The sequence below is a fragment of the Halalkalibacter sp. HAAS-P014 genome, from assembly GCF_056619965.1.
Genome location: NZ_JBWQTV010000007.1, coordinates 53,825 through 72,409 on the forward strand (window position 1 = coordinate 53,825; position 18,585 = coordinate 72,409).

At 38.0% G+C, this 18,585-nt stretch carries 20 protein-coding genes and 1 riboswitch; of the genes, 6 read left to right on the forward strand and 14 right to left on the reverse strand.

Annotated elements, in window-relative coordinates:
• Positions 1–6: 6 nt before the first annotated feature.
• Complete coding sequence (locus tag AC1FXZ_RS07110; RefSeq protein WP_480052015.1) at positions 7–1,434, reverse strand: ATPase domain-containing protein; 1,428 nt, start codon at positions 1,432–1,434, stop codon at positions 7–9.
• A gap of 285 nt (positions 1,435–1,719) precedes the next feature.
• On the opposite strand from AC1FXZ_RS07110, the gene AC1FXZ_RS07115 reads away from it, so the two are divergent.
• Positions 1,720–1,986, forward strand: coding sequence for a hypothetical protein (locus AC1FXZ_RS07115; protein WP_480052016.1), 267 nt, complete (start codon positions 1,720–1,722; stop codon positions 1,984–1,986).
• A gap of 43 nt (positions 1,987–2,029) precedes the next feature.
• Here the strand turns inward: AC1FXZ_RS07115 and AC1FXZ_RS07120 are convergent, their stop codons facing one another.
• The 3 genes from AC1FXZ_RS07120 to AC1FXZ_RS07130 form a co-directional block, all read right to left on the reverse strand.
• Positions 2,030–3,631, reverse strand: a complete 1,602-nt coding sequence (locus tag AC1FXZ_RS07120) for a Na+/H+ antiporter NhaC family protein (protein ID WP_480052017.1) — start codon at positions 3,629–3,631, stop codon at positions 2,030–2,032.
• Between the two features lie 128 nt (positions 3,632–3,759).
• Positions 3,760–3,941, reverse strand: a riboswitch (Lysine riboswitch).
• 67 nt (positions 3,942–4,008) lie between these two features.
• Positions 4,009–4,764, reverse strand: coding sequence for a sporulation protein YunB (gene yunB / locus AC1FXZ_RS07125; protein WP_480052018.1), 756 nt, complete (start codon positions 4,762–4,764; stop codon positions 4,009–4,011).
• Positions 4,765–4,940: 176 nt separating this feature from the next.
• Positions 4,941–5,429 (reverse strand): dihydrofolate reductase, encoded by a 489-nt coding sequence (locus tag AC1FXZ_RS07130; protein ID WP_480052019.1) that lies wholly within the window; start codon positions 5,427–5,429, stop codon positions 4,941–4,943.
• A 254-nt stretch (positions 5,430–5,683) separates the two neighbouring features.
• Between AC1FXZ_RS07130 and fbpA the strand changes: the two genes are divergently transcribed.
• On the forward strand, positions 5,684–5,857 hold the full coding sequence (gene fbpA / locus AC1FXZ_RS07135; RefSeq protein WP_480052020.1) for a Fur-regulated basic protein FbpA: 174 nt from the start codon (positions 5,684–5,686) through the stop codon (positions 5,855–5,857).
• Between the two features lie 176 nt (positions 5,858–6,033).
• On the opposite strand, the gene galE is transcribed toward fbpA, so the two are convergent.
• Complete coding sequence (gene galE, locus AC1FXZ_RS07140) at positions 6,034–7,041, reverse strand: UDP-glucose 4-epimerase GalE (RefSeq protein ID WP_480052021.1); 1,008 nt, start codon at positions 7,039–7,041, stop codon at positions 6,034–6,036.
• A 276-nt stretch (positions 7,042–7,317) separates the two neighbouring features.
• Between galE and AC1FXZ_RS07145 the strand changes: the two genes are divergently transcribed.
• On the forward strand, positions 7,318–7,770 hold the full coding sequence (locus tag AC1FXZ_RS07145) for a hypothetical protein (protein ID WP_480052022.1): 453 nt from the start codon (positions 7,318–7,320) through the stop codon (positions 7,768–7,770).
• A 55-nt stretch (positions 7,771–7,825) separates the two neighbouring features.
• Here AC1FXZ_RS07145 and AC1FXZ_RS07150 read toward each other — a convergent pair whose 3' ends face one another.
• Positions 7,826–8,806 carry a DMT family transporter gene (locus AC1FXZ_RS07150; protein ID WP_480052023.1) on the reverse strand — a complete coding sequence of 327 codons (981 nt, stop codon included), beginning with the start codon at positions 8,804–8,806 and terminating at the stop codon, positions 7,826–7,828.
• 83 nt (positions 8,807–8,889) lie between these two features.
• The gene (locus tag AC1FXZ_RS07155) at positions 8,890–9,144 is read right to left on the reverse strand and encodes a hypothetical protein (RefSeq protein WP_480052025.1); all 255 of its coding nucleotides are present in this window, start codon (positions 9,142–9,144) and stop codon (positions 8,890–8,892) included.
• 196 nt (positions 9,145–9,340) lie between these two features.
• Between AC1FXZ_RS07155 and AC1FXZ_RS07160 the strand changes: the two genes are divergently transcribed.
• Both AC1FXZ_RS07160 and AC1FXZ_RS07165 read left to right on the forward strand, forming a co-directional pair.
• Positions 9,341–9,517: a hypothetical protein gene (locus AC1FXZ_RS07160; RefSeq protein WP_480052027.1), complete on the forward strand. Its 177-nt coding sequence runs from the start codon at positions 9,341–9,343 to the stop codon at positions 9,515–9,517.
• A gap of 56 nt (positions 9,518–9,573) precedes the next feature.
• The gene (locus AC1FXZ_RS07165) at positions 9,574–9,804 is read left to right on the forward strand and encodes a hypothetical protein (RefSeq protein WP_480052029.1); all 231 of its coding nucleotides are present in this window, start codon (positions 9,574–9,576) and stop codon (positions 9,802–9,804) included.
• A gap of 59 nt (positions 9,805–9,863) precedes the next feature.
• Here the strand turns inward: AC1FXZ_RS07165 and AC1FXZ_RS07170 are convergent, their stop codons facing one another.
• From AC1FXZ_RS07170 to AC1FXZ_RS07185, 4 genes are all read right to left on the reverse strand, one after another.
• Positions 9,864–10,820 carry a thymidylate synthase gene (locus AC1FXZ_RS07170; RefSeq protein WP_480052031.1) on the reverse strand — a complete coding sequence of 319 codons (957 nt, stop codon included), beginning with the start codon at positions 10,818–10,820 and terminating at the stop codon, positions 9,864–9,866.
• Between the two features lie 109 nt (positions 10,821–10,929).
• On the reverse strand, positions 10,930–13,086 hold the full coding sequence (locus tag AC1FXZ_RS07175; protein ID WP_480052033.1) for a TRAP transporter permease: 2,157 nt from the start codon (positions 13,084–13,086) through the stop codon (positions 10,930–10,932).
• A 60-nt stretch (positions 13,087–13,146) separates the two neighbouring features.
• Positions 13,147–13,665 carry a DUF1850 domain-containing protein gene (locus AC1FXZ_RS07180; protein WP_480052035.1) on the reverse strand — a complete coding sequence of 173 codons (519 nt, stop codon included), beginning with the start codon at positions 13,663–13,665 and terminating at the stop codon, positions 13,147–13,149.
• Complete coding sequence (locus tag AC1FXZ_RS07185) at positions 13,652–14,656, reverse strand: TAXI family TRAP transporter solute-binding subunit (RefSeq protein ID WP_480052037.1); 1,005 nt, start codon at positions 14,654–14,656, stop codon at positions 13,652–13,654. The genes AC1FXZ_RS07180 and AC1FXZ_RS07185 overlap by 14 nt, the downstream gene beginning before the upstream one ends.
• Positions 14,657–14,918: 262 nt before the next feature.
• On the opposite strand from AC1FXZ_RS07185, the gene AC1FXZ_RS07190 reads away from it, so the two are divergent.
• On the forward strand, positions 14,919–15,275 hold the full coding sequence (locus AC1FXZ_RS07190) for a YuzC family spore coat inner layer protein (protein WP_480052039.1): 357 nt from the start codon (positions 14,919–14,921) through the stop codon (positions 15,273–15,275).
• A gap of 89 nt (positions 15,276–15,364) precedes the next feature.
• Here AC1FXZ_RS07190 and AC1FXZ_RS07195 read toward each other — a convergent pair whose 3' ends face one another.
• From AC1FXZ_RS07195 to AC1FXZ_RS07205, 3 genes are all read right to left on the reverse strand, one after another.
• On the reverse strand, positions 15,365–16,468 hold the full coding sequence (locus AC1FXZ_RS07195; RefSeq protein WP_480052041.1) for an HD-GYP domain-containing protein: 1,104 nt from the start codon (positions 16,466–16,468) through the stop codon (positions 15,365–15,367).
• A 354-nt stretch (positions 16,469–16,822) separates the two neighbouring features.
• Positions 16,823–17,128 carry a YunC family protein gene (locus tag AC1FXZ_RS07200; RefSeq protein ID WP_480052103.1) on the reverse strand — a complete coding sequence of 102 codons (306 nt, stop codon included), beginning with the start codon at positions 17,126–17,128 and terminating at the stop codon, positions 16,823–16,825.
• A gap of 90 nt (positions 17,129–17,218) precedes the next feature.
• On the reverse strand, positions 17,219–18,571 hold the full coding sequence (locus AC1FXZ_RS07205) for a bifunctional metallophosphatase/5'-nucleotidase (protein WP_480052043.1): 1,353 nt from the start codon (positions 18,569–18,571) through the stop codon (positions 17,219–17,221).
• Positions 18,572–18,585 lie beyond the last annotated feature (14 nt).

Here is an 18,585-nt window from a genome sequence, read left to right on the forward strand (position 1 = left end):
AGCCTCCTATAATAACCTTATAAACGGTTTTGCTGGCGTATTTTCAACTAGTAACGGCTGGGACATGTTGCCTTGAGGTGATTTTTTCAACTGGAAATATTGATAATTTCCATCAACCCATGTTCTAAAAACACCATGGCATGTTCGTTCAAGAAAACTGGCTGTTTCATCCCCAATTTCGGTAAAGTTACTAAGGGCAATCATACTTATACCCGCAGCACTAGCAAATGAAACTTCCTCTGTAAAATAGCTCTGAACAAAATCTTTTCCTCTTTGTGAAACCAATGTATTAAGATCATTGAACATAAACCATCTCTCACCACGTTCAACACTTTCTAAAACAGTAGATTTCATTTTCTTTCTTATTGCTAGCTTGTATTCTTCATTATTCATTTCACTCACATTTAGCACAGCATCTTTATATGCATCCGGCATCGGGCGATCATAATGTTCCACAAAGAAAATACGTTTTTGCTTAACAATTTCTTTTAAGTCGACCCCATATAGTTGATAAATATGTTCGATGTCGCAAAGATTCGATAAGCTCGATAAGAACATAATGACATTTTCACCAGCTAAAATACGACTTGTTATAATCGAGGCTAGAATATATTTATAATTAGCTTTACTGTTTGTATCTAATACAAAGGTCGTTCCTCTTGGAATTCCCCCAGCTAATAATTGATCCAACGTTGAAATACCTGTTGTAACATTAGTTTGATTCTCGGTCACGACCATATCTTCAAACATTGATAAGGCAGGAACAAGATACATACCTGAATTCGTCAACCTATATATATGTTCACCTTCTCTAATTCGGCAACCACGCATTTTTAAAACCTCTAACGTTCTCTTCCGATATATGCCGTTATGCTCTTTCAATTCTAGTCGAATCACACCGTCAACGATATAACTTACAAAAGGAATGTCATGCTCACTATGCGTAGTTTGCTCATGAATTAACAATGATGTTAATGAGTACTTTCGTAATATGTTTCTCAACGTATAAACGATTTCTCTTTTCTCAACTGGCTGGTCGATTCCGAAATAGAACAAGTTTAAACTATCAATTACGATACGCTTGCAGTCCATGTCTTTCATAATTTGTTCAAACAGTCCATTCGGCTGTTTCATTTGACTAATTAACACTTCAGGTGACATACAAATGACACGTAATTTATTTTCCTTTTCTAACTCTTTTATATCCCAACCAAATGCATTCATTTCTTTATAAATTTGCTCTGGAAATTCCTCAAAAGTTATATAAACGCCAGCTTCCCCTTGATTCTTGGCACCATCATATAAAAACTGCATACCTAAAATGGTCTTACCAGTACCAGGTGCACCATCTAGTAAAACGGAAGAACCAACGGGAAACCCACCCGAAAGAATATAATCAAGTCCCTCTATCCCAGTTGTTTTAATTTTATGCATTTCAACACCCCTAACTACATTTCACAACTTTTATTATGTCAAATAAATACAAGTTTTGAAATACTTATCCCTTAGTAATTGAAAATGATAAGCATTAAGTTCATTATATACCTAAATCAAGACAACTTCTTCCCTCATTACCTTCCAGTTTGCTGTTACGCTCAACACAATTGCTCTATAAATGTAATGAAACGATAAAAATAGAATTATAGGGAGTTGTCACACATTTCAGTCAGTACGAGTACGATGGATTTATAGAAACCATTCGTAAGAGGAGGTGTAAATATGGCTCGATACAGACGGAAACCCGTAATTATTGAAGCTGTCAAGATCACTAGAACCATTTCGATCGAAACAGCAGAAGGCACGGTCAAAGGTCACCCTGGTGATTACCTCATCACAGATGTCAACGGCGAACAGTACCCTTGTGCGAAGAAGAAATTTGAGGAGACATATGAACGGGTAAAGGATCGCAACGATGTTACAACATTTATTAAGAAATCATTGCGAAAACTAACACAAAAATCAAAGGAACTATTTGCAAAATCATAAAAGAAAGAGCCAGACTTCACAGAAGCTGACTCATTCTGAAACATTATGCTTTGTTAACACTTACTTTCCTTAATACCATGACCGTTGCGAAAAGAAGAGCAACTGCCACAATTAAACTTGCGATCACACTCGTTGTAAATCCTAATACTAAATAAGAAATAATTGTAATTCCAGCAGCAATAAGAGCATATGGAAGTTGTGTTACAACGTGATCAATATGGTGGCTTCCAGCTCCAGTAGATGAAAGAATCGTCGTATCCGATATTGGAGAACAATGGTCTCCAAAAATTGCTCCAGCTAACACAGCCGCCATCATTGGTAAGACCATCGTTACATCAATCACTGCTGCCATTTCACCAGCAATTGGGAGTAACAAGCCAAATGTACCCCATGACGTACCTGTTGAGAATGCTGCAAACCCAGCAATGATAAACAGAATAACTGGTAAAAACATCGGATTAAGATTCGCATTTTCAACTAGTGAGGCTAAGTATGTTCCCGTACCTAGATCACCAATAATTTCAATGATTGTCCAAGCAAAGAACAAAATATAAATTGCTGGCAACATTGATTTCATCCCAACTACTAGTGAGCTACCAAGTCCTGTACCCGATTTAGGCTTCATAGCATTCATGATTAAGGCTATTATTAATCCAAATAATCCACCATAAACAAGAGCAGCCGCAACATCAGTATTTTCAAAAATAGTTAAAACCGTTACATTTCCTTCTGTTCCTTGAATACCTGTGGTCACCATGAAGAAAACAGTTCCAACAATAAGCGCAATGATTGGCCATACTAAATCGCCAACTTTGCCTTGATCACTTGCCTTGACTTCATCTTGCGAACCTGGAATCGGGCCTAATTTAGCATTGAATAACTCACCGTTTTTTAACGCACGTTGTTCATGCTTTTTCATCGCTCCGATGTCAAGATTGAACCAAGCTACAGCAAGGACAAGCCCAATTGCAACGAGAGCATAAATGTTCATCGGCACCATTAACATGAACGCTTGCAACGCTTCATATTGAGTAATCGAATGCGTCGTGAAAACCGTCGCAATGATGGCTATAATGTAAGCTCCCCAACTTGAAATAGGTGCAATTACACACATCGGGGCAGCTGTTGAGTCAACTAAATAGGCTAATTTAGCACGTGAAATGCGATGTCGATCCGTAAGAGGACGACTGACATTACCTACTGTCAAACTATTAAAATAGTCATCAATAAAAATAATTAAACCAAGTACAACCGTGAGAAGTTGTGCTCCAACACGGGTTTTGACACGTTTCATTGCCCACTCACCAAATGCACGGCTACCACCTGAGCGAGTAATAAGAGCAGCCATCATTCCTAGTAATAAAAGAAATAGAATGATAAAGAATTCCCATGTGTTAATCGCAAAACGAGCATCCATTATTGCACTTGTCACCGTCCCAAAAGTGACAGTTTCAACTTCGTAGTCAAACACAATAGCCATGACAATGCCATAAATATTGGCCACAGCAGCAAGTGGATTAAAGTCGTTCAACATTAACGCCCCAACAATAGCCCCTGTTCCAAGTGACAATAAAACACGTTTTGTCACAATAACCATTACAAGAGCCAATATTGGAGGCAATAAAGATAAAATAGATGATTCCATATAATACCCCTCCAAAAAAATAATTGGTAAATACATTCGGACAGTACCGCAAATTATATGTTTTAGAACAACCAAAAAAGCGATCGTGGTTAACCCACAATCGCTTTTATACGTACGTGAATCCCCATAATTTTGGTAGTCCTCCATAACTTGATCACTTCAAGTTATGACAGCCCTGCACTTCTTCAATGCAGTTCCAGCAAAAATAGCCTGACAGCTGCTTTCACTTCGGCGACGGCTCCTTTCTCCATTCTTCAACGTTGTCATCCTCAAAAAAGATACTGATAGCAATCGCGCCTCTACCTCATCATTACTAATGAGGCAATTCTATTTAGTTACCTTTAGGATACTATCATTATTTTTCTAGAATATCAATGTCAATTTCCACCACTAGCACCGGATGATCCCCCTGCTGGCAAAATCATTCCTCCACCTTCTGAATAGTATTCTGGTACTTCTCCTTGAATATTTATCAAGCCGACTGGAATAGTTGTTTTTACTGCTTCTTCCTTTGTAGCAAAAGGAATTACGATTTTGGCATCTACAATAACATCAAAGTTAATCGATAACGTCGTATTATTAATTCCCGTATTAATTACGTCCCAATTTAAATCCGTCTTCACGTCACCAATTGCAGAAAAACGAACCGGTATTTGTGGACCTAATTGGGCAAGTAAAGCATTATTTGTTGCTTGACCTAGTGGGATACTATACACGATTCCTCCCTCTGTTGTACTTGGTGGGTCATCATCAAAATTAAGCGCCACATCAAAAACCTCGCCACGCTCAATCGCTTTCAAATGTCTTTCCACTCGTAACGTGGCCTCGGATAAAATTCGGTTATAAATTTGTGTATTAAATTGAATCATGTTATCAGCGTTTGTGATAAACAACTCATCCTGATCAAGGTCAGAAGCAATTTTCTTTGAAACCGCATCATTAATAGCCCTTGTCGCAATGACCTTCGTTTCGGTTGTAGCTATTTGCATCAATGTTGGACGAATCCCCTTCTCGATAATCCATAACCCTTGAACGGTTAACGCAACAAAAATAATAAAAGATAGTAGTAAGACATACCGAAATGGCAACGGACCTTTTCGAGCTCGGGGTCTATTTCTTCTTGGTGCCCTCATGCTGAAAACCCCCTTCGCCACAAGTATATGCAGCAAAGTGGACAGTTTGACCTAGACAAGAAAAAAAGATTCCTTTTTCTTGTCTAGGTCAGTGCGAAGCGCAGCCGACGTTTTGGTTTATGCACCTTAAGTGGTTTTTTTAAAATGCGAACGGCAAAGAGCCAGCGCCACCTCCTCTAGTTCTTCCTTCTTTCATACGTTCTAAATTCATGAGGGTAACGGTTTTTTTCGTCAACGGTTCCTGTCTCAACCGAGACTACCTCCCACTCTTCTATACTGATCTCTGGAAAGTAAGTGTCACCTTCAAATGACTCTTCAATATATGTTACATAGAGACGATCAACCTGTTTCCATAAAAGCTTAAATACTTCTGTACCACCTATTACAAAGCACTCATCTTCTTGGTTAGCAATACTCAAAACATCTTCTACGTGATGTACAACCTCACATCCTTCTGCGCTATATTGTTCATCACGCGTTAAGACAACATTTCTTCTCTTAGGTAAAGGTCGCCCAATCGATTCGTACGTTTTCCTTCCCATTACGATTGTATGTCCGGTTGTTATTCTTTTAAAGTGTGCAAGATCAGCTGGGAGGTGCCAAGGCAGCTGGTTTTCTTTTCCTATTAAATTATGTTTGTCCATAGCGACGACAAATGAAATCATAAACACGACCCCTTTTTTCTGTTTGTTCTAATCGTATCATATTTTGTAAGGTGAATAATAAATTGAATTTGACCAACACCTGATACATAATTTACATTCTCTAATCCAAAAGCTTTGAATGTAAAGGCACTTCCATATTTTTGTAAAATATTTCATTAGGAGTTGACAACGCGTGTAAATGAATTTATAATTATAAATGTAAACGCTTACAAAAATGTAACAAAGTATTATTTTCGCATAAAGGGAGTGTTAGTATGTATTTTGAAACACCTTCTAAGATCGAGAAAGAGCAAATAATCGATACCCTTTTAGAAAATCACTTTTTTAAGATGCCTGATGGTCGTCAATTATATGAAGCGACAGAAGATGAATTAAAACTTTTAATAAGCTCAGAGCTTGCCAACCAACACACATTTTGTGAACTATAGTTTTAAAACTTCCATGAAACGTAAAATGAACTGTCCTCACTTTAATTAAGGTGTCGGTGTAAAAAACTCCTATTGAGAATGGAACAGCGCAGATATACGCTCCGGACCTTTTTTATTAAAAGCCTGTATTCATCCCCAACAACGTAGGCGAAATACAGGCTTATACTAACTTTTATTTATTCATAACCATTCGGATTATTCTCTTGCCATCTCCATGAATCCACGCACATCTCTTCAATACCTTTTTCTGCACTCCAATTAAGTACATCTTTTGCCTTAGTAGGATCTGCGTAACAAGTACTTATATCACCAGGTCTGCGATCAACAACAGAATATGGAACGTTACGGCCTGATGCCTTCTTGAATGCCTCAACCATTTGAATGACACTATAGCCATTCCCTGTCCCTAAATTGTAAGCGTCAGCTCCTGTCTGTGACATAACTTTTTCTAGTGCTTTTATATGCCCTTTCGCTAAATCGACAACATGAATGTAATCCCTTACCCCTGTGCCATCTACTGTTGGATAGTCATCTCCAAAGACTTTTAGTTCGTTAAGTTTGCCAACAGCGACTTGTGTAATAAATGGCATCAGGTTGTTCGGAATTCCATTTGGATCTTCTCCGATACGTCCACTTTTATGAGCTCCGATTGGATTGAAATAACGCAATAATGCAATGCTCCACTCTTTATCCGAAACATATAGATCACGTAAAATTTCTTCAATCATAAGTTTCGTTCTCCCGTATGGATTCGTTGCGCTCAAAGGAAAGTCTTCTTTGATTGGTACAGAATCCGGCATTCCATAAACGGTTGCAGAAGAACTAAAGACAATATTTTTCACGTTAAATTCCTGCATTACCTCGCAAAGAACCAATGTCCCAGTAATATTTGTATAATAATAATGAAGAGGAATTTCAACGGATTCCCCCACTGCCTTGAGCCCCGCAAAATGAATGACTGCCTCAATGCTGTTTTCAGAGAAAACATTCTCTAGTGCTTTTTTATCTAAAAGATCCACCTCATAAAAAGGAAAACCCTTACCCGTTATTTCTTTAATACGATTAATCGATTCATATTTGCTATTTGAGAAGTTATCAACAACTACAATTTCATGCCCTGCATCCAAAAGCTCGACACACGTATGACTTCCAATATATCCTGCTCCACCTGTTACAAGAATCAATCAACTCACTCCTAATAAATAATCATTTATGCTCCCAACATAAAATAGACTATGTCCAGCCCATCGTTTTGTATCTGAAAATATCTTATCACACTGTTGGTTCCTTTAGTAGAAAGACACACAAAACAAACTAGATTTTCTGCTATCAATTGGATTAGTAAATATCCATTCCGGCTAACACGGGATCGGTCATAAAATAGCATGAACAGGTTTGAAAAAAGAGTACAGTGCCAACACTGAATATCAAAATGAATGATGGATTTAGGAGGATCTACGATGAAAGCAATTCTATTTGGAATTTGTTTTGTTATACTCTGTGTTGCTGTACCAAGCTTAATTGGGTTCTATCACAGTGTACAAGGAGACTCAAATATTCCTGAGCAAGAGAACGCAATAGTTGATAATGCTGAGGTTGAAATTGATGAGATGGAGGCTACGTCAAATTCAAACAAACGTTTATTTGAAAACGAGGACGTTGAAGAAGTTGAAAAACAAGCGCATGACGATCATCAAAACCTTGCTTTTACGACCAGAGAAGAAGCCATTGATGCGATCACAGAACAATTTACTTTAACAGAATTAATCGGTATGTTTATGAGTGTAAGAGATGGTTCTAGAGACGATCAATACACAGAAATCGTTACTCAATTACAAGAGCGATTTACAGAAGAAGAAATTGAAGCGTTGAAAGTTATTGGCATGTCGGAATTAGAAGAAGCTTTGCAATAGTTAGTTGCTATAAAGGGGACACCCTGTTTTGTCCCCTCAATTACCTTCTGCTCGGTTAAATACTCTGACCTTTTCCAACTTGAATCGGAGACACTTTTTTCGTCTTTTTTGTAAAGTAGCTATGAAGCAACATACCTAGGACGATTAAAAACAATCCACCTATTGCTATACCATTCGGCAGTGGTGTTGATAGAAGAATCATCTCTCCAATTAAAACAAATAACACTTGCGTAGATTGTGTTGCTTCTACGGCAGATAATTTACTTTGATCCCCTCTAACTCGATCGGTTGCAATGAAAAACAATGTAGTAGCGACAACACCCGAGCAAATGGCGACTATAAAAGATTGAACCACTTGATCGGTTGAAGGACCCCCAACTTGAACAAAACCAAAAACAGCAACAATCACCCAAAATGGCATACTGGCTAGCGTCATACCAAAAACACGTTGAAACGTATCTAATCTTCCTCCACAAACTTCCATCATTTTTCGGTTGCCAAGTGGATAAGCAAATGCCGCGATGACAACCGGCAATATTCCAATTATGGCTGTTTGTAAAGTAAGACTATTTGCGTTTTGCAACTGCATGAGTCCGACTCCAATTAAAATCACAAAAGAAATAGCAAGCGCTCTACGTGGGATTTTATTACGCACTTTTCTTTCCCCTTGTTTGGTTTGCATTGTTACAAAAAAAAGAGGAGCTAGCAACGTTCCTGCAACAATTGTTAATTGCCACGTCCCAGCCACTAACCAACCAGGGCCATATGCTGCAGCAAATGTTATTGGTCCATAAAATAATACAAACCCTACAAAACTCCAAGAGAGCCATTGAAGGGGCTGTTTCTTCATCTCAATGATAACTTGTTTTAAATTATGCCGAAACAGCACGATTACCAAAAGAAAAGGGAGCATAAAGAAAAACCTTAATGAGGAACTCCACATCCAGCTCCCTCCTGACAATTCCATTGCACGATTTAAAATAAACGTTACAGCAAAAAACATAGCAGCTAAAATGCCTAGGACGATTTCTTTCATAAGTACACCTTCCATATTTGTAAACGAACCGATTTTTGAGTTAAACAAAAAATGCTAGGATAAGCCCCTAGCTGTTTTTTTTACTATAATTTTCTAAGCATTTTTTGTTCGCAAATTTCAATCATTTCCTCAAGCATATCAGCTCTTGTTAATTCCGTCCATGGCACTTCAATCCCTTTACCAGGAGCTAATGCTTTCCCTCTAAATTCTTGATGCTCATTTGTCGCGATATATATGTCCCAACTCCATGATTTCCTCTTGTCTTTTGCGTCCATTTCTAAATAGTCAATTTCTGCTAAATAATAATTTTTCATTTTCAATTGTTCAATGTTTTCCATAAATCCACTTCCCTTCTTATATATATACTATTCGGCACGTTTAAAAAGATTCCCTATTATGATCGTCCAACAATATGTGACATGGAATTAATGGATAATATGCCCTAAAAGCACTAATAATAATAAAAACTTGATCTAACCGCCTACAAATTTCGAGAATTTTCGAGAAATCAGAGGCTCGCAAAGGAGGACCACTATGAAAAAGATTCCAATCGGTAGCATTTTTTATTTTGTCGCTGCACTATTATGGCTTTTCTTAGCCTTTACTGATTTTGGAACTTGGTCAACTCGAGTTTATATTGCATTATCTTTCCTATTTATCATCATTGGGGTTATCAATTGGCGAATGACCGATCGAGCCAACAAAGATTAGTTCTTATAAGTTTTAGGGAATGTACTGACATTAATAATGTAAAAGAGGTGTTTTGAATGAATCATGAACTTGATTACGATCGTGATGGAGATCGTGAAGATTCTTTAACAACTGAAAAAATCACAGAAGCATTGCAAATAAGCCTTGATCAAGAAGAAGAAATGATGCGCAAATATTTAATTCTAGCCGAGCGTATTCATGATAATGACGAGCTAAAAAACAGACTGGTAAACTTCGCAGAAGGCAATGCAAAGCGTTCGCGACAGTTACTTGATGAACTTCAATAATTAACCATGAAAAGAGGAGGGTTCCTATAATTCCCCCTCCTCGCTTCATGGTTTATCCTTTATACGGCTACTGGTGCCTTAATAGACCCGTGTGGATTATATCCTATTAGTTCAATATCCTCTATTTCAAAATCAAATATACTTTCTTTTTCTTGATTTAGCTTTACTACTGGCAATGTTCGAGGTTCACGTTCAAGCTGAGTTTTCACTTGTTCAATGTGATTTGAATAAATATGAACATCTGCCCCTGAATAAATAAGTTCGCCAACTTCAAGATTACATTCATAAGCAATCAGATGTGTTAAGAGCGCATAAGAAGCGATGTTAAAAGGCAGCCCAAGAAACACATCATTTGAGCGCATATTAAACATACAGCTTAGCTTGCCGTCAATGACATAAAATTGAAAGGCATAATGGCATGGTGGCAATTGTTGATTTTCTAGCTCAGACGCGCTCCAAGCATTACAGAGCAACCTGCGCGAATCTGGGTTGCGCTTAATTTCATCAATAATATAACGTATCTGATCATACGTTTTCCCATCTGCCCCTTCCCAGCTGCGCCACTGCTTTCCGTATACATTTCCTAGATCTCCGTAAATTTTGGCAAACTCATCATCATGTAAGACTTTTTCTTGATACATTCCTAGCTGTTCTTGATATACTTTGTTAAATTCTTCATCCTCTTGACTGCGAAGACCAAAGTTTGTCATATCTGGTCCAGTGTAGTCACTTGATTCTACCCATTTTTGAAAACCCCACTCGTCCCAAATATGGTTGTTGTTTTCAAGCAAATAACGAAGATTTGTATCTCCTTTTAAAAACCAGAGCAATTCGCTTACAATCAGTTTAAATGGCACTCGTTTTGTCGTTAAAAGAGGAAATCCTTCCTGTAAATTAAAACGCATTTGATGCCCAAAGATTGAAATTGTTCCTGTTCCTGTGCGATCCTCTTTCTTTGTTCCATTTTCTAAAATGTATCGACATAGAGCTAAATATGTTTTATCCGTTTGATTCATGGTACTCCCTCTTTTCGTTACAACTTGTCCTCTATTTTAACAAGAAATAGCTTGTTATACCATTCTCAAAAAAAGGGTCTGACCCCCAAAGAGGTCAAACCTGTATTCTTTATGATGTTGCCATTTGTCCTTCGTTATCAGCTTTTTTCTTACGCATATATTGAACGGCAAGTAATAAAGCCAAAAAGATTATTCCAATCACATCTGATATCCACGATCCATGGATAAAGACAAGCGCTGTACCTAGTGCAAGAATTCGCTCATAATAGCGTAACTTGATTAAGAAGAAGTTTTGAATAAAGATAACAAACGCTATGATTCCAAGGAGAGCTGTGAAAATGTTTTGTGCAATAACAGGCCACGAATATAACCCAGCGTTCTCTGGTAATAACAATATGACCGTATTCGTTGCGAAAACAAACGGCAGCAGCAATGCACCTGAATCAAACTTAAAGCCCTGCACTCCGGTTCGAATTGGTTCAGAGTTTGCAATTCCCGAAACAGCATATGCGGGTAAGTTAATCGGTGGTGTATCATCGGCTAGAATGCCGTAATATAGCACAAATAGATGGGCTGCCATAATAGGTACTCCCATTTGAACAAGTGCCGGAGCAACCATTGCAGCTAAAATAACGTATGTTGCCGTTGTTGGCAATCCAAGGCCTAATATGAGACAAGCTACTAATGTAAAAGCTAACGCTAGGTAAAGGTTATCTCCTGCAAAACCAACGATAATGACCGGAAGCTTTGCAGATAAACCGGTTAAGTTGATAACTCCGATTAATATTCCAGCTGTAGCACAAGCGACAACAACGGTAAGGGAATTGCGAGCTGCCATTTCAAATCCAGCAAAAAGCTCTCTAATCCCAAAACGTACAGGTGCAGCATCCACTTTAAAGCTTTTTTGTAGCAATACAACAAATAGCGCTACAAAGATTCCGATTGCGACCATGACGGCAATTTCAATATTCCAATCAAGAACAAAGTGCATACTATAAGCAAATGCAGCAAGGACTATCGCGATGGCAATTCCCGGTCCGATCTTTTCACGAAAACGATGTGTAAATACAGCAAGTGTCAACAAAATTACAATAGCAAAAAAAGCTGCATTCGGCACGGTGTTTCCTTGGACGAGGAAATAAACAAGAACAATGACCGGTAAGATGAGATAACCATGTTGAATCATCGTTTTTCTAGCTGATACAAGCATCTCTTTTGGCAAGCCTTTAATGTTATGCTTTGATGCTTCAATATGGACCATGAAAATAATTGCAATGTAACTTAAAATTGCTGGTATTACAGCAGATTTTATGATTTCAGCATAAGTGTACGGTGTATATTCAATCATTAAGAAAGCTGCAGCCCCCATAATTGGTGGCAATAGTTGCCCACTTGAAGATGAAGCAACCTCAATTCCCCCTGCTGTCTGAGGTCTGAATCCAACCTTTTTCATTAAGGGAATCGTAAACGTCCCTGTTGTTACCGCATTTGCTACCGAACTACCAGAAATCGATCCGAGCATACCAGATGAAACTACAGCAGCTTTTGCAGGTCCACCTTTGTATTTACCGAATGCCCGTAAGGCAAGATCAATAAACATCTTTCCGGCACCTGTCGCTTCTAATATGGCTCCAAACAAAATGAAAATAAAAACATAAACAGCCGAGACCGAAAGTGGCGTACTAAAAATCCCTGAAGTTGTATAGGTCATTTCATAGATAAAGTTTTCAAAGTTTGCTCTAGTATGCCTAAATGGTGGGTTTAAATAATGACCTAAAAAGAAATAAGCGATAAAAACCGAAGCAATAATGACAAGAGGCTTTCCTACAACACGCCTTGTTGCCTCTAAAACAAGGATGATTAGAACAATCCCGACTAGCTTATCCATATCTGTCATACGTCCTGTCAATATGGAATTGGCCGTTTGGTTTACATATAAGTAATATCCGATAAAAAGAGCAATAAGAGCGATGATGAAGTCATACCAAACAATTTTCGTTTGTCCTAACCCTCGTTTTATCGGAAAAATGAGAAAGACGAGTACAAGTCCAAACGTTAAGTGAATGATCATATGGGAACGTGTCCCCACACCTGGCATTAACCCAAAGCCTGCCGTGTAGAGATGATAGACCGACATGAGTATCGCAAGCACTAATATTAATAACGCCATCCAGCCACGAACTGATCGATCACTACCAGCAAGTTCATTCACTCTCTTTTCAACATCTGGATCAGGTTGATAGCTAACTTCTTCTCTCCTTGCCATAAACTCATCTCCTTTATTGCATCACCATGGTACAGTGGGGTCTGTCCCCCCTTTACTACATCACCATGGTACAGTGGGGTCTGACCCTCTTTCGACTACTTGTATTCTTATGCGCTCGCCGCTTAATTCACTTGATAAATCGACCGTCTTTTCCTCATAAAAAAAGGAATGCGGATGTACATGAGATGGCAAGATGTTTAAATGTTCTAGCTCCCGTTCCTCATGTATGACAAAAAAACCGTCAATTTGTTCAAGCTTATCTTTGGATTCATATGGCATTCCGGCACCAAAAGATTTCGTCCAGCTTTCCGTTGCAATGATCTGATAATTCTTATCGATTTGATAATGTTCTTTTACAGGCGATAACTGGACAGAATGAAAATACTCATGATAAAACGTGTCACCGATATCCACTGGAACTTCCCAGTATATTGTTTCATTAGAAGGAAGGTAAATTTGTAAAAAGTATTCCTCCTCCTTTTGAAAGGTGATAGTTACAAATACCGTTACTAGAAGGAACAAAAAGGCAGTGCTTAAAAGCAATGCCTTTTTGCTGAACTGCTTATTACTGTTCGGCATAGAAACGCTCTGCACCTGGATGAAGTTCAACCGACATCCCATCTTGGGCTGTTTCTAACGTAATGTTTTCACCTTGTTGATGAGCATTACTAAATTGCTCTGTATTTTCAAACATAGCCTTCGTAATTTCATAAACTAGATTTTCATCTAGATCAGAAGAGACAGCTAACATGGCAAGTACAGCAGCTGTTGTCGTATCCCCTTCTGTACCGTATGTGTCAGCAGAAACGGTAAACTCCGTATAATAAGGATATTCATTAGCTAGCTCGGCTATTTTTTCTGAACTGATCGATACAAGATTAATATCTTGCTGTGCTTTAAGAGCTTCTACTGCACCAGTCGGCAAACCAGCAGTAATAAAAGCAGCATCGATGTTTCCATCTTGAATAGCTCCAGCAGCATCCCCAAAATCCATATACTCTTCATTAATATCATCATATGTGATGCCATGAACTTCAAGAATTTGACGAGCATTTGCCTCTGCACCTGATCCTAAGTCACCAACAGCAATACGCTTTCCTACTAATTCTTCGACTGTTTCAATTCCACTATCAGCAGAAGTAATGATTTGAATCACTTCAGGATATAATGTTGCAATTCCCTGGAACCCTTCTAATGGCTCGTCAAACATATTAACCCCTTCAGCTGCATAATACGCAATATCGTTTTGTACTAACGCTAGTTCAGCATCACCATCAACTAGTCCGTTAATGTTTGCTACGGAGGCACCTGATGAAAATGAAGCTGCATCTACATTATCAATATTCACATTAATAATGTTGTTCGCTAGGGCTGCACCTAGTGGGAAATAGGTACCTTGTTCTCCACCGGTCATAATCGCAATATCAGTAAAGCCACCTGCCTCAGCCTCACCAGTACCTTCTGTTTCACCGACGCCACCTTCAGCTTCTTGGTCTACATCATCGGCACTACCACAAGCAGCCAGTACAAACATAAGTGCAAGAACCATTAGTAAACTAACCTTTTTCACATGATTTCCCCCTTGTTTCTATCAGTTAAAAATGCCAGCAAATGGTAAAAGGACAAAATTTGCTAAACATTCACACTATTGATTGTATAAACAAGTTAGGAAATATATTACTCTTTTAGAATGGATATTTTTTGCTATGTTTTGGTCACAAACAAAACAATAAGCAGGTCCATATGCTAACATAAAAAACAAACCTAACCTATAAAGTCTTTTTTGCATAGGATAGATTGAGAATGAATTCATGCAGGAAGGATTGAGTTTTGTGTATTTTAGGTATTACAATTTTTGGAAACCATACTACTATCGGCAACAAGAAGCAATTTTTCCACCGATTAATTATGAATTTTTTGATCAATCATTAAATGCTTATCAAACGTTATTAGAGGACGGTCAAACAATCATAAATTACTTTCGCTCCTCACCAGAAAGAATGACACAACTAATGACTGCTGCTCAAGCAAGTGACGATGCTGAAGTCGATCGAATTATTCGAGAAACAGGTATCCCAACAATTGCTGAAACATCATATAATCCAACCGGTGTCATCTTCACCCTCCGTGCTGATGCTGATGGAGTTCCCTGTTGCACATTAAAAATGAATATAAGATGGGGGATGTAGAAAAAGCCATTCGCACTCTGGCGAATAGCTTTTTTTCTTTTAAATTATCCTAGATTTTAGGTGAGTCAATGGACACAAGATCAATTGTACTATGTAGGCACAGCAGCCAGAGTCGCTTCTGTCGCAACAATGGTCACATTGTATCGCTTCATAAGATCGACGTCGTATGTGTCTTGCAGTTCAGTCCCATTCTCTTTAATAATGCGAACAACTGGGTGAGTGCTTAATTGCTTGTTTTGTTTAACAACAATGCCGACTCGGCCATCACTCAATGTAACGGTTAACCCTACTGGATATACAGCAATTGTTCTTCTAAAAGCTTCAACAAGTTGCTTGTCAAATTGCTTTCCTACTCCTGCGTAGAGCAATTCTAAAGCTTCGTGTGGGAGCATTGGATTACGATATACACGATTGGACGTTACAGCATCAAACACGTCTGTAATAGCAATAATCTTTGCATAATAATGGATATTAGGTTCCTTCAGACCTTGTGGATAGCCGGTTCCATCTAAGCGTTCATGGTGTTGCAGGGCACAATGAGCTGAAAGCAATGAAATATTAGGGGCAGATCGCAACATGTCAAATCCAGCCATCGCATGTGTTTGGATAATTTTAAATTCTTCATCTGTCAATCTTCCTGGTTTGTTTAAAATTTCTACTGGAATAGCTACTTTTCCTATATCATGTAACAACGTACCCATTCCAATTTCCATTAATTGTTTTTCTGTAAAACCAAGCTCTACAGCTAGCCCTAACGTATACACAGTCACGTTTAAGGAATGTGTAAAAATATAACTATCATACACAAACATATCAGACAATAATGTTAATGCATTATCATTGGTCTTTATATCTGACAAAATCGAATGTATGATAGTTGCAAAATCTTTATTTATGTAATCGATGTTAATTGATTTTTTTAATTTAACACTATTGGCAATTCCTTGAAACTTTGACTTAATCGTTTTAATCGCCTTACGTTTAGTTTCTAACGACACACCATTTTCAATGTCGATCCCATCAGTACGCTCATCGTAAATATAAATGAAAGAAACCCCAAGTTCAAAAAGTCGATTGATAACACGCTCTGTTAACTCGACTCCTTCGAACAAAAGGATTTGTCCATTATCATTATAAATTGGTTTAGCAAGCTTTGAACCAGCCGCAACAGATCTCGTAGAAACTAACCTCATGTCAATCTCCTTCTAGTGATTGTTCAATTAATAAAGCAATAATAGCTAGGATATTGGAATCATTCGCATGAACATCTCTTTACTTTTTATGAATCTCATTAATCTAAGTTTACAACATAACATTATGAGATCAAGTAAAACTAAGAAAAATTAGTAGAATCATTGTTAAATATGTAGAATTATGTCAAAATTAATACAAATTCTAGCACTATAAAATCCTACAATAAGAATTTCACTAATTCAAAAAAGAGGAAGCTTATAACGTCATTCTCCATGCATGGGAGTAGAATCCTTAATTCCATGCATCGATATAGACATTCGTTATAAGACAACCTCTTTTTTTAAAGCAATTGTTTATTCATATTTCATTTTCAGTAATGCGTCTTTTCCTTTCATCCCTGCAGTAATACCTAGCTGTTCTGCTTCTAGTGTAACTGATTCTAAAGGAGCTTCTAGTAGTTGATCGATTGTTCTAACTCCTACGGCGCGACCAGCAACAATTTTGCGCTCAATTAACTTTTCATTTGTATTAAAAAGATCTACATCAAGTGCGCCACACATGATATAACCTGTTTCATTTGTAACAGCCATAAAATTAGTTTTTGGTAACTTTAACGTAACAGCAATAAACGTTTCGCCTTCGATTTGAATTGGGTTCATTTCAAGCACTGATCTAACCCTCCCATCCTTATTCTCATATCATTTCTCATTCATACGATATGAGAGACAGGCCAAAGACGTGAACCTATATTATGTCCAATTTTGCCTAAGCTTCCATGACAAAATATCGCGTAAAAATTCCGGCATAAAATATTTCTTTTTGCTTGATTTAGCAATGGCAGGAAACAAATAACCAAATGTGTACATATCAAGCGTTGCTAATGAATAAAGCTTTTCCTTTTCAAGTGGCTTTCCTAGTACCGTAATTGAACCATTTTCATCTAATTCAATCCCTGTAAATAACATCTTTCCAAGCACCTTGCCACGAAATCCAAAACCTTTTAACTCGAGATGAGTCAACTCACGTGATCGTGAACGGTGAACCGTCTCCTCTAGCTCATCACCGGTTAGTTCCACTACACACGGATTTATCGGATGTGGACAGATTCGATGAATATCGCCTCTTGTTATAATCCCTTCATCCATTGAATCTAGCAGGACCCCTGCATTTAGCATTCCAATATCCTTTTCACACCATTCCGTTAGCGCATCACACAATAGCTGTCCTGCTTCCGTCTCTTCCTGCCAACTCACCGGTAAACGCCTAGGAAGATTGGCAACAGGTTCACTTAGTATTTTGTTTGTATTTTGTTGCATTTCAAGCAAAAGGTGATCTGTTTTCTCATCCTTTTGTTTATCCTTTAAATCTAACAGTATCGCCTCTTTCCGATACATACGATTGGTTTCATTATCAAATTCTATGTCGACACGCCCTAAGAATGCACCGTTTTTGCCAGCTTGAGCAATTAATGTATCGTTTATAAGAAGTCCATCTGGAAGTACATGATGAGTGTGAGCTCCTAAAATTACATCAATTCCTTGAATTTCATTTGCAATCATTTTATCTGTTTTTAAGCCTAGATGAGACATGACCACGACAATGTCAGACTTTTCCCGAAGCTCTGGTAAATTCTCTTTTAACACTTCTATTGGCGAACGTACTTGCCATCCTAATAATTCATAAAACTGAGTAAATGGTGCTGTTAAACCTATCATCCCTACTCGTAAGCCATTTGCCATCGTATGGACGACTGAGCGCTTCGCCCAACTTGGCTGGTCTCCATTCTCGTGAGTAAGGTTGGCCAGTACGACTTGGAACGTAGCATCGTCATATAGGGAGTCAAGCTGATCTTTTGAAAAAGTAATCCCTTCATTATTACCAATTGTTGCGTAATCTGCTTTTACTTCATTCAGCAGTTCGATATTCCCTCTTCCAAACAATGCTTCAGTAATCGGATTGACCCGGTCAGCATGATCACCCAACTCTAAATAGAGTGTCTGTTCATCTCTTTCTGCTTTAATATAGGCCACGATTTGAGACCAATAATCAAAACAGCTATGTATATCGTTTGAATGAAAAATTGTGAATCGCTCGATTGCCAAAGTTTACGCCTCCC

Bases quoted from the DNA above. Each gene is read 5' to 3' on its own strand.
- AC1FXZ_RS07195 (WP_480052041.1), bottom strand. From the start codon at position 16,468: ATGAGGTTAGTTTCTACGAGATCTGTTGCGGCTGGTTCAAAGCTTGCT.
- AC1FXZ_RS07155 (WP_480052025.1), bottom strand. From the start codon at position 9,144: ATGGAAAACATTGAACAATTGAAAATGAAAAATTATTATTTAGCAGAA.
- fbpA (WP_480052020.1), top strand. From the start codon at position 5,684: ATGTATTTTGAAACACCTTCTAAGATCGAGAAAGAGCAAATAATCGAT.
- AC1FXZ_RS07150 (WP_480052023.1), bottom strand. From the start codon at position 8,806: ATGAAAGAAATCGTCCTAGGCATTTTAGCTGCTATGTTTTTTGCTGTA.
- AC1FXZ_RS07200 (WP_480052103.1), bottom strand. From the start codon at position 17,128: ATGAACCCAATTCAAATCGAAGGCGAAACGTTTATTGCTGTTACGTTA.
- AC1FXZ_RS07115 (WP_480052016.1), top strand. From the start codon at position 1,720: ATGGCTCGATACAGACGGAAACCCGTAATTATTGAAGCTGTCAAGATC.
- AC1FXZ_RS07145 (WP_480052022.1), top strand. From the start codon at position 7,318: ATGAAAGCAATTCTATTTGGAATTTGTTTTGTTATACTCTGTGTTGCT.
- yunB (WP_480052018.1), bottom strand. From the start codon at position 4,764: ATGAGGGCACCAAGAAGAAATAGACCCCGAGCTCGAAAAGGTCCGTTG.
- AC1FXZ_RS07170 (WP_480052031.1), bottom strand. From the start codon at position 10,820: ATGAATCAAACGGATAAAACATATTTAGCTCTATGTCGATACATTTTA.
- AC1FXZ_RS07120 (WP_480052017.1), bottom strand. From the start codon at position 3,631: ATGGAATCATCTATTTTATCTTTATTGCCTCCAATATTGGCTCTTGTA.
- AC1FXZ_RS07130 (WP_480052019.1), bottom strand. From the start codon at position 5,429: ATGATTTCATTTGTCGTCGCTATGGACAAACATAATTTAATAGGAAAA.
- AC1FXZ_RS07160 (WP_480052027.1), top strand. From the start codon at position 9,341: ATGAAAAAGATTCCAATCGGTAGCATTTTTTATTTTGTCGCTGCACTA.
- AC1FXZ_RS07165 (WP_480052029.1), top strand. From the start codon at position 9,574: ATGAATCATGAACTTGATTACGATCGTGATGGAGATCGTGAAGATTCT.
- AC1FXZ_RS07175 (WP_480052033.1), bottom strand. From the start codon at position 13,086: ATGGCAAGGAGAGAAGAAGTTAGCTATCAACCTGATCCAGATGTTGAA.
- AC1FXZ_RS07110 (WP_480052015.1), bottom strand. From the start codon at position 1,434: ATGCATAAAATTAAAACAACTGGGATAGAGGGACTTGATTATATTCTT.
- AC1FXZ_RS07180 (WP_480052035.1), bottom strand. From the start codon at position 13,665: ATGCCGAACAGTAATAAGCAGTTCAGCAAAAAGGCATTGCTTTTAAGC.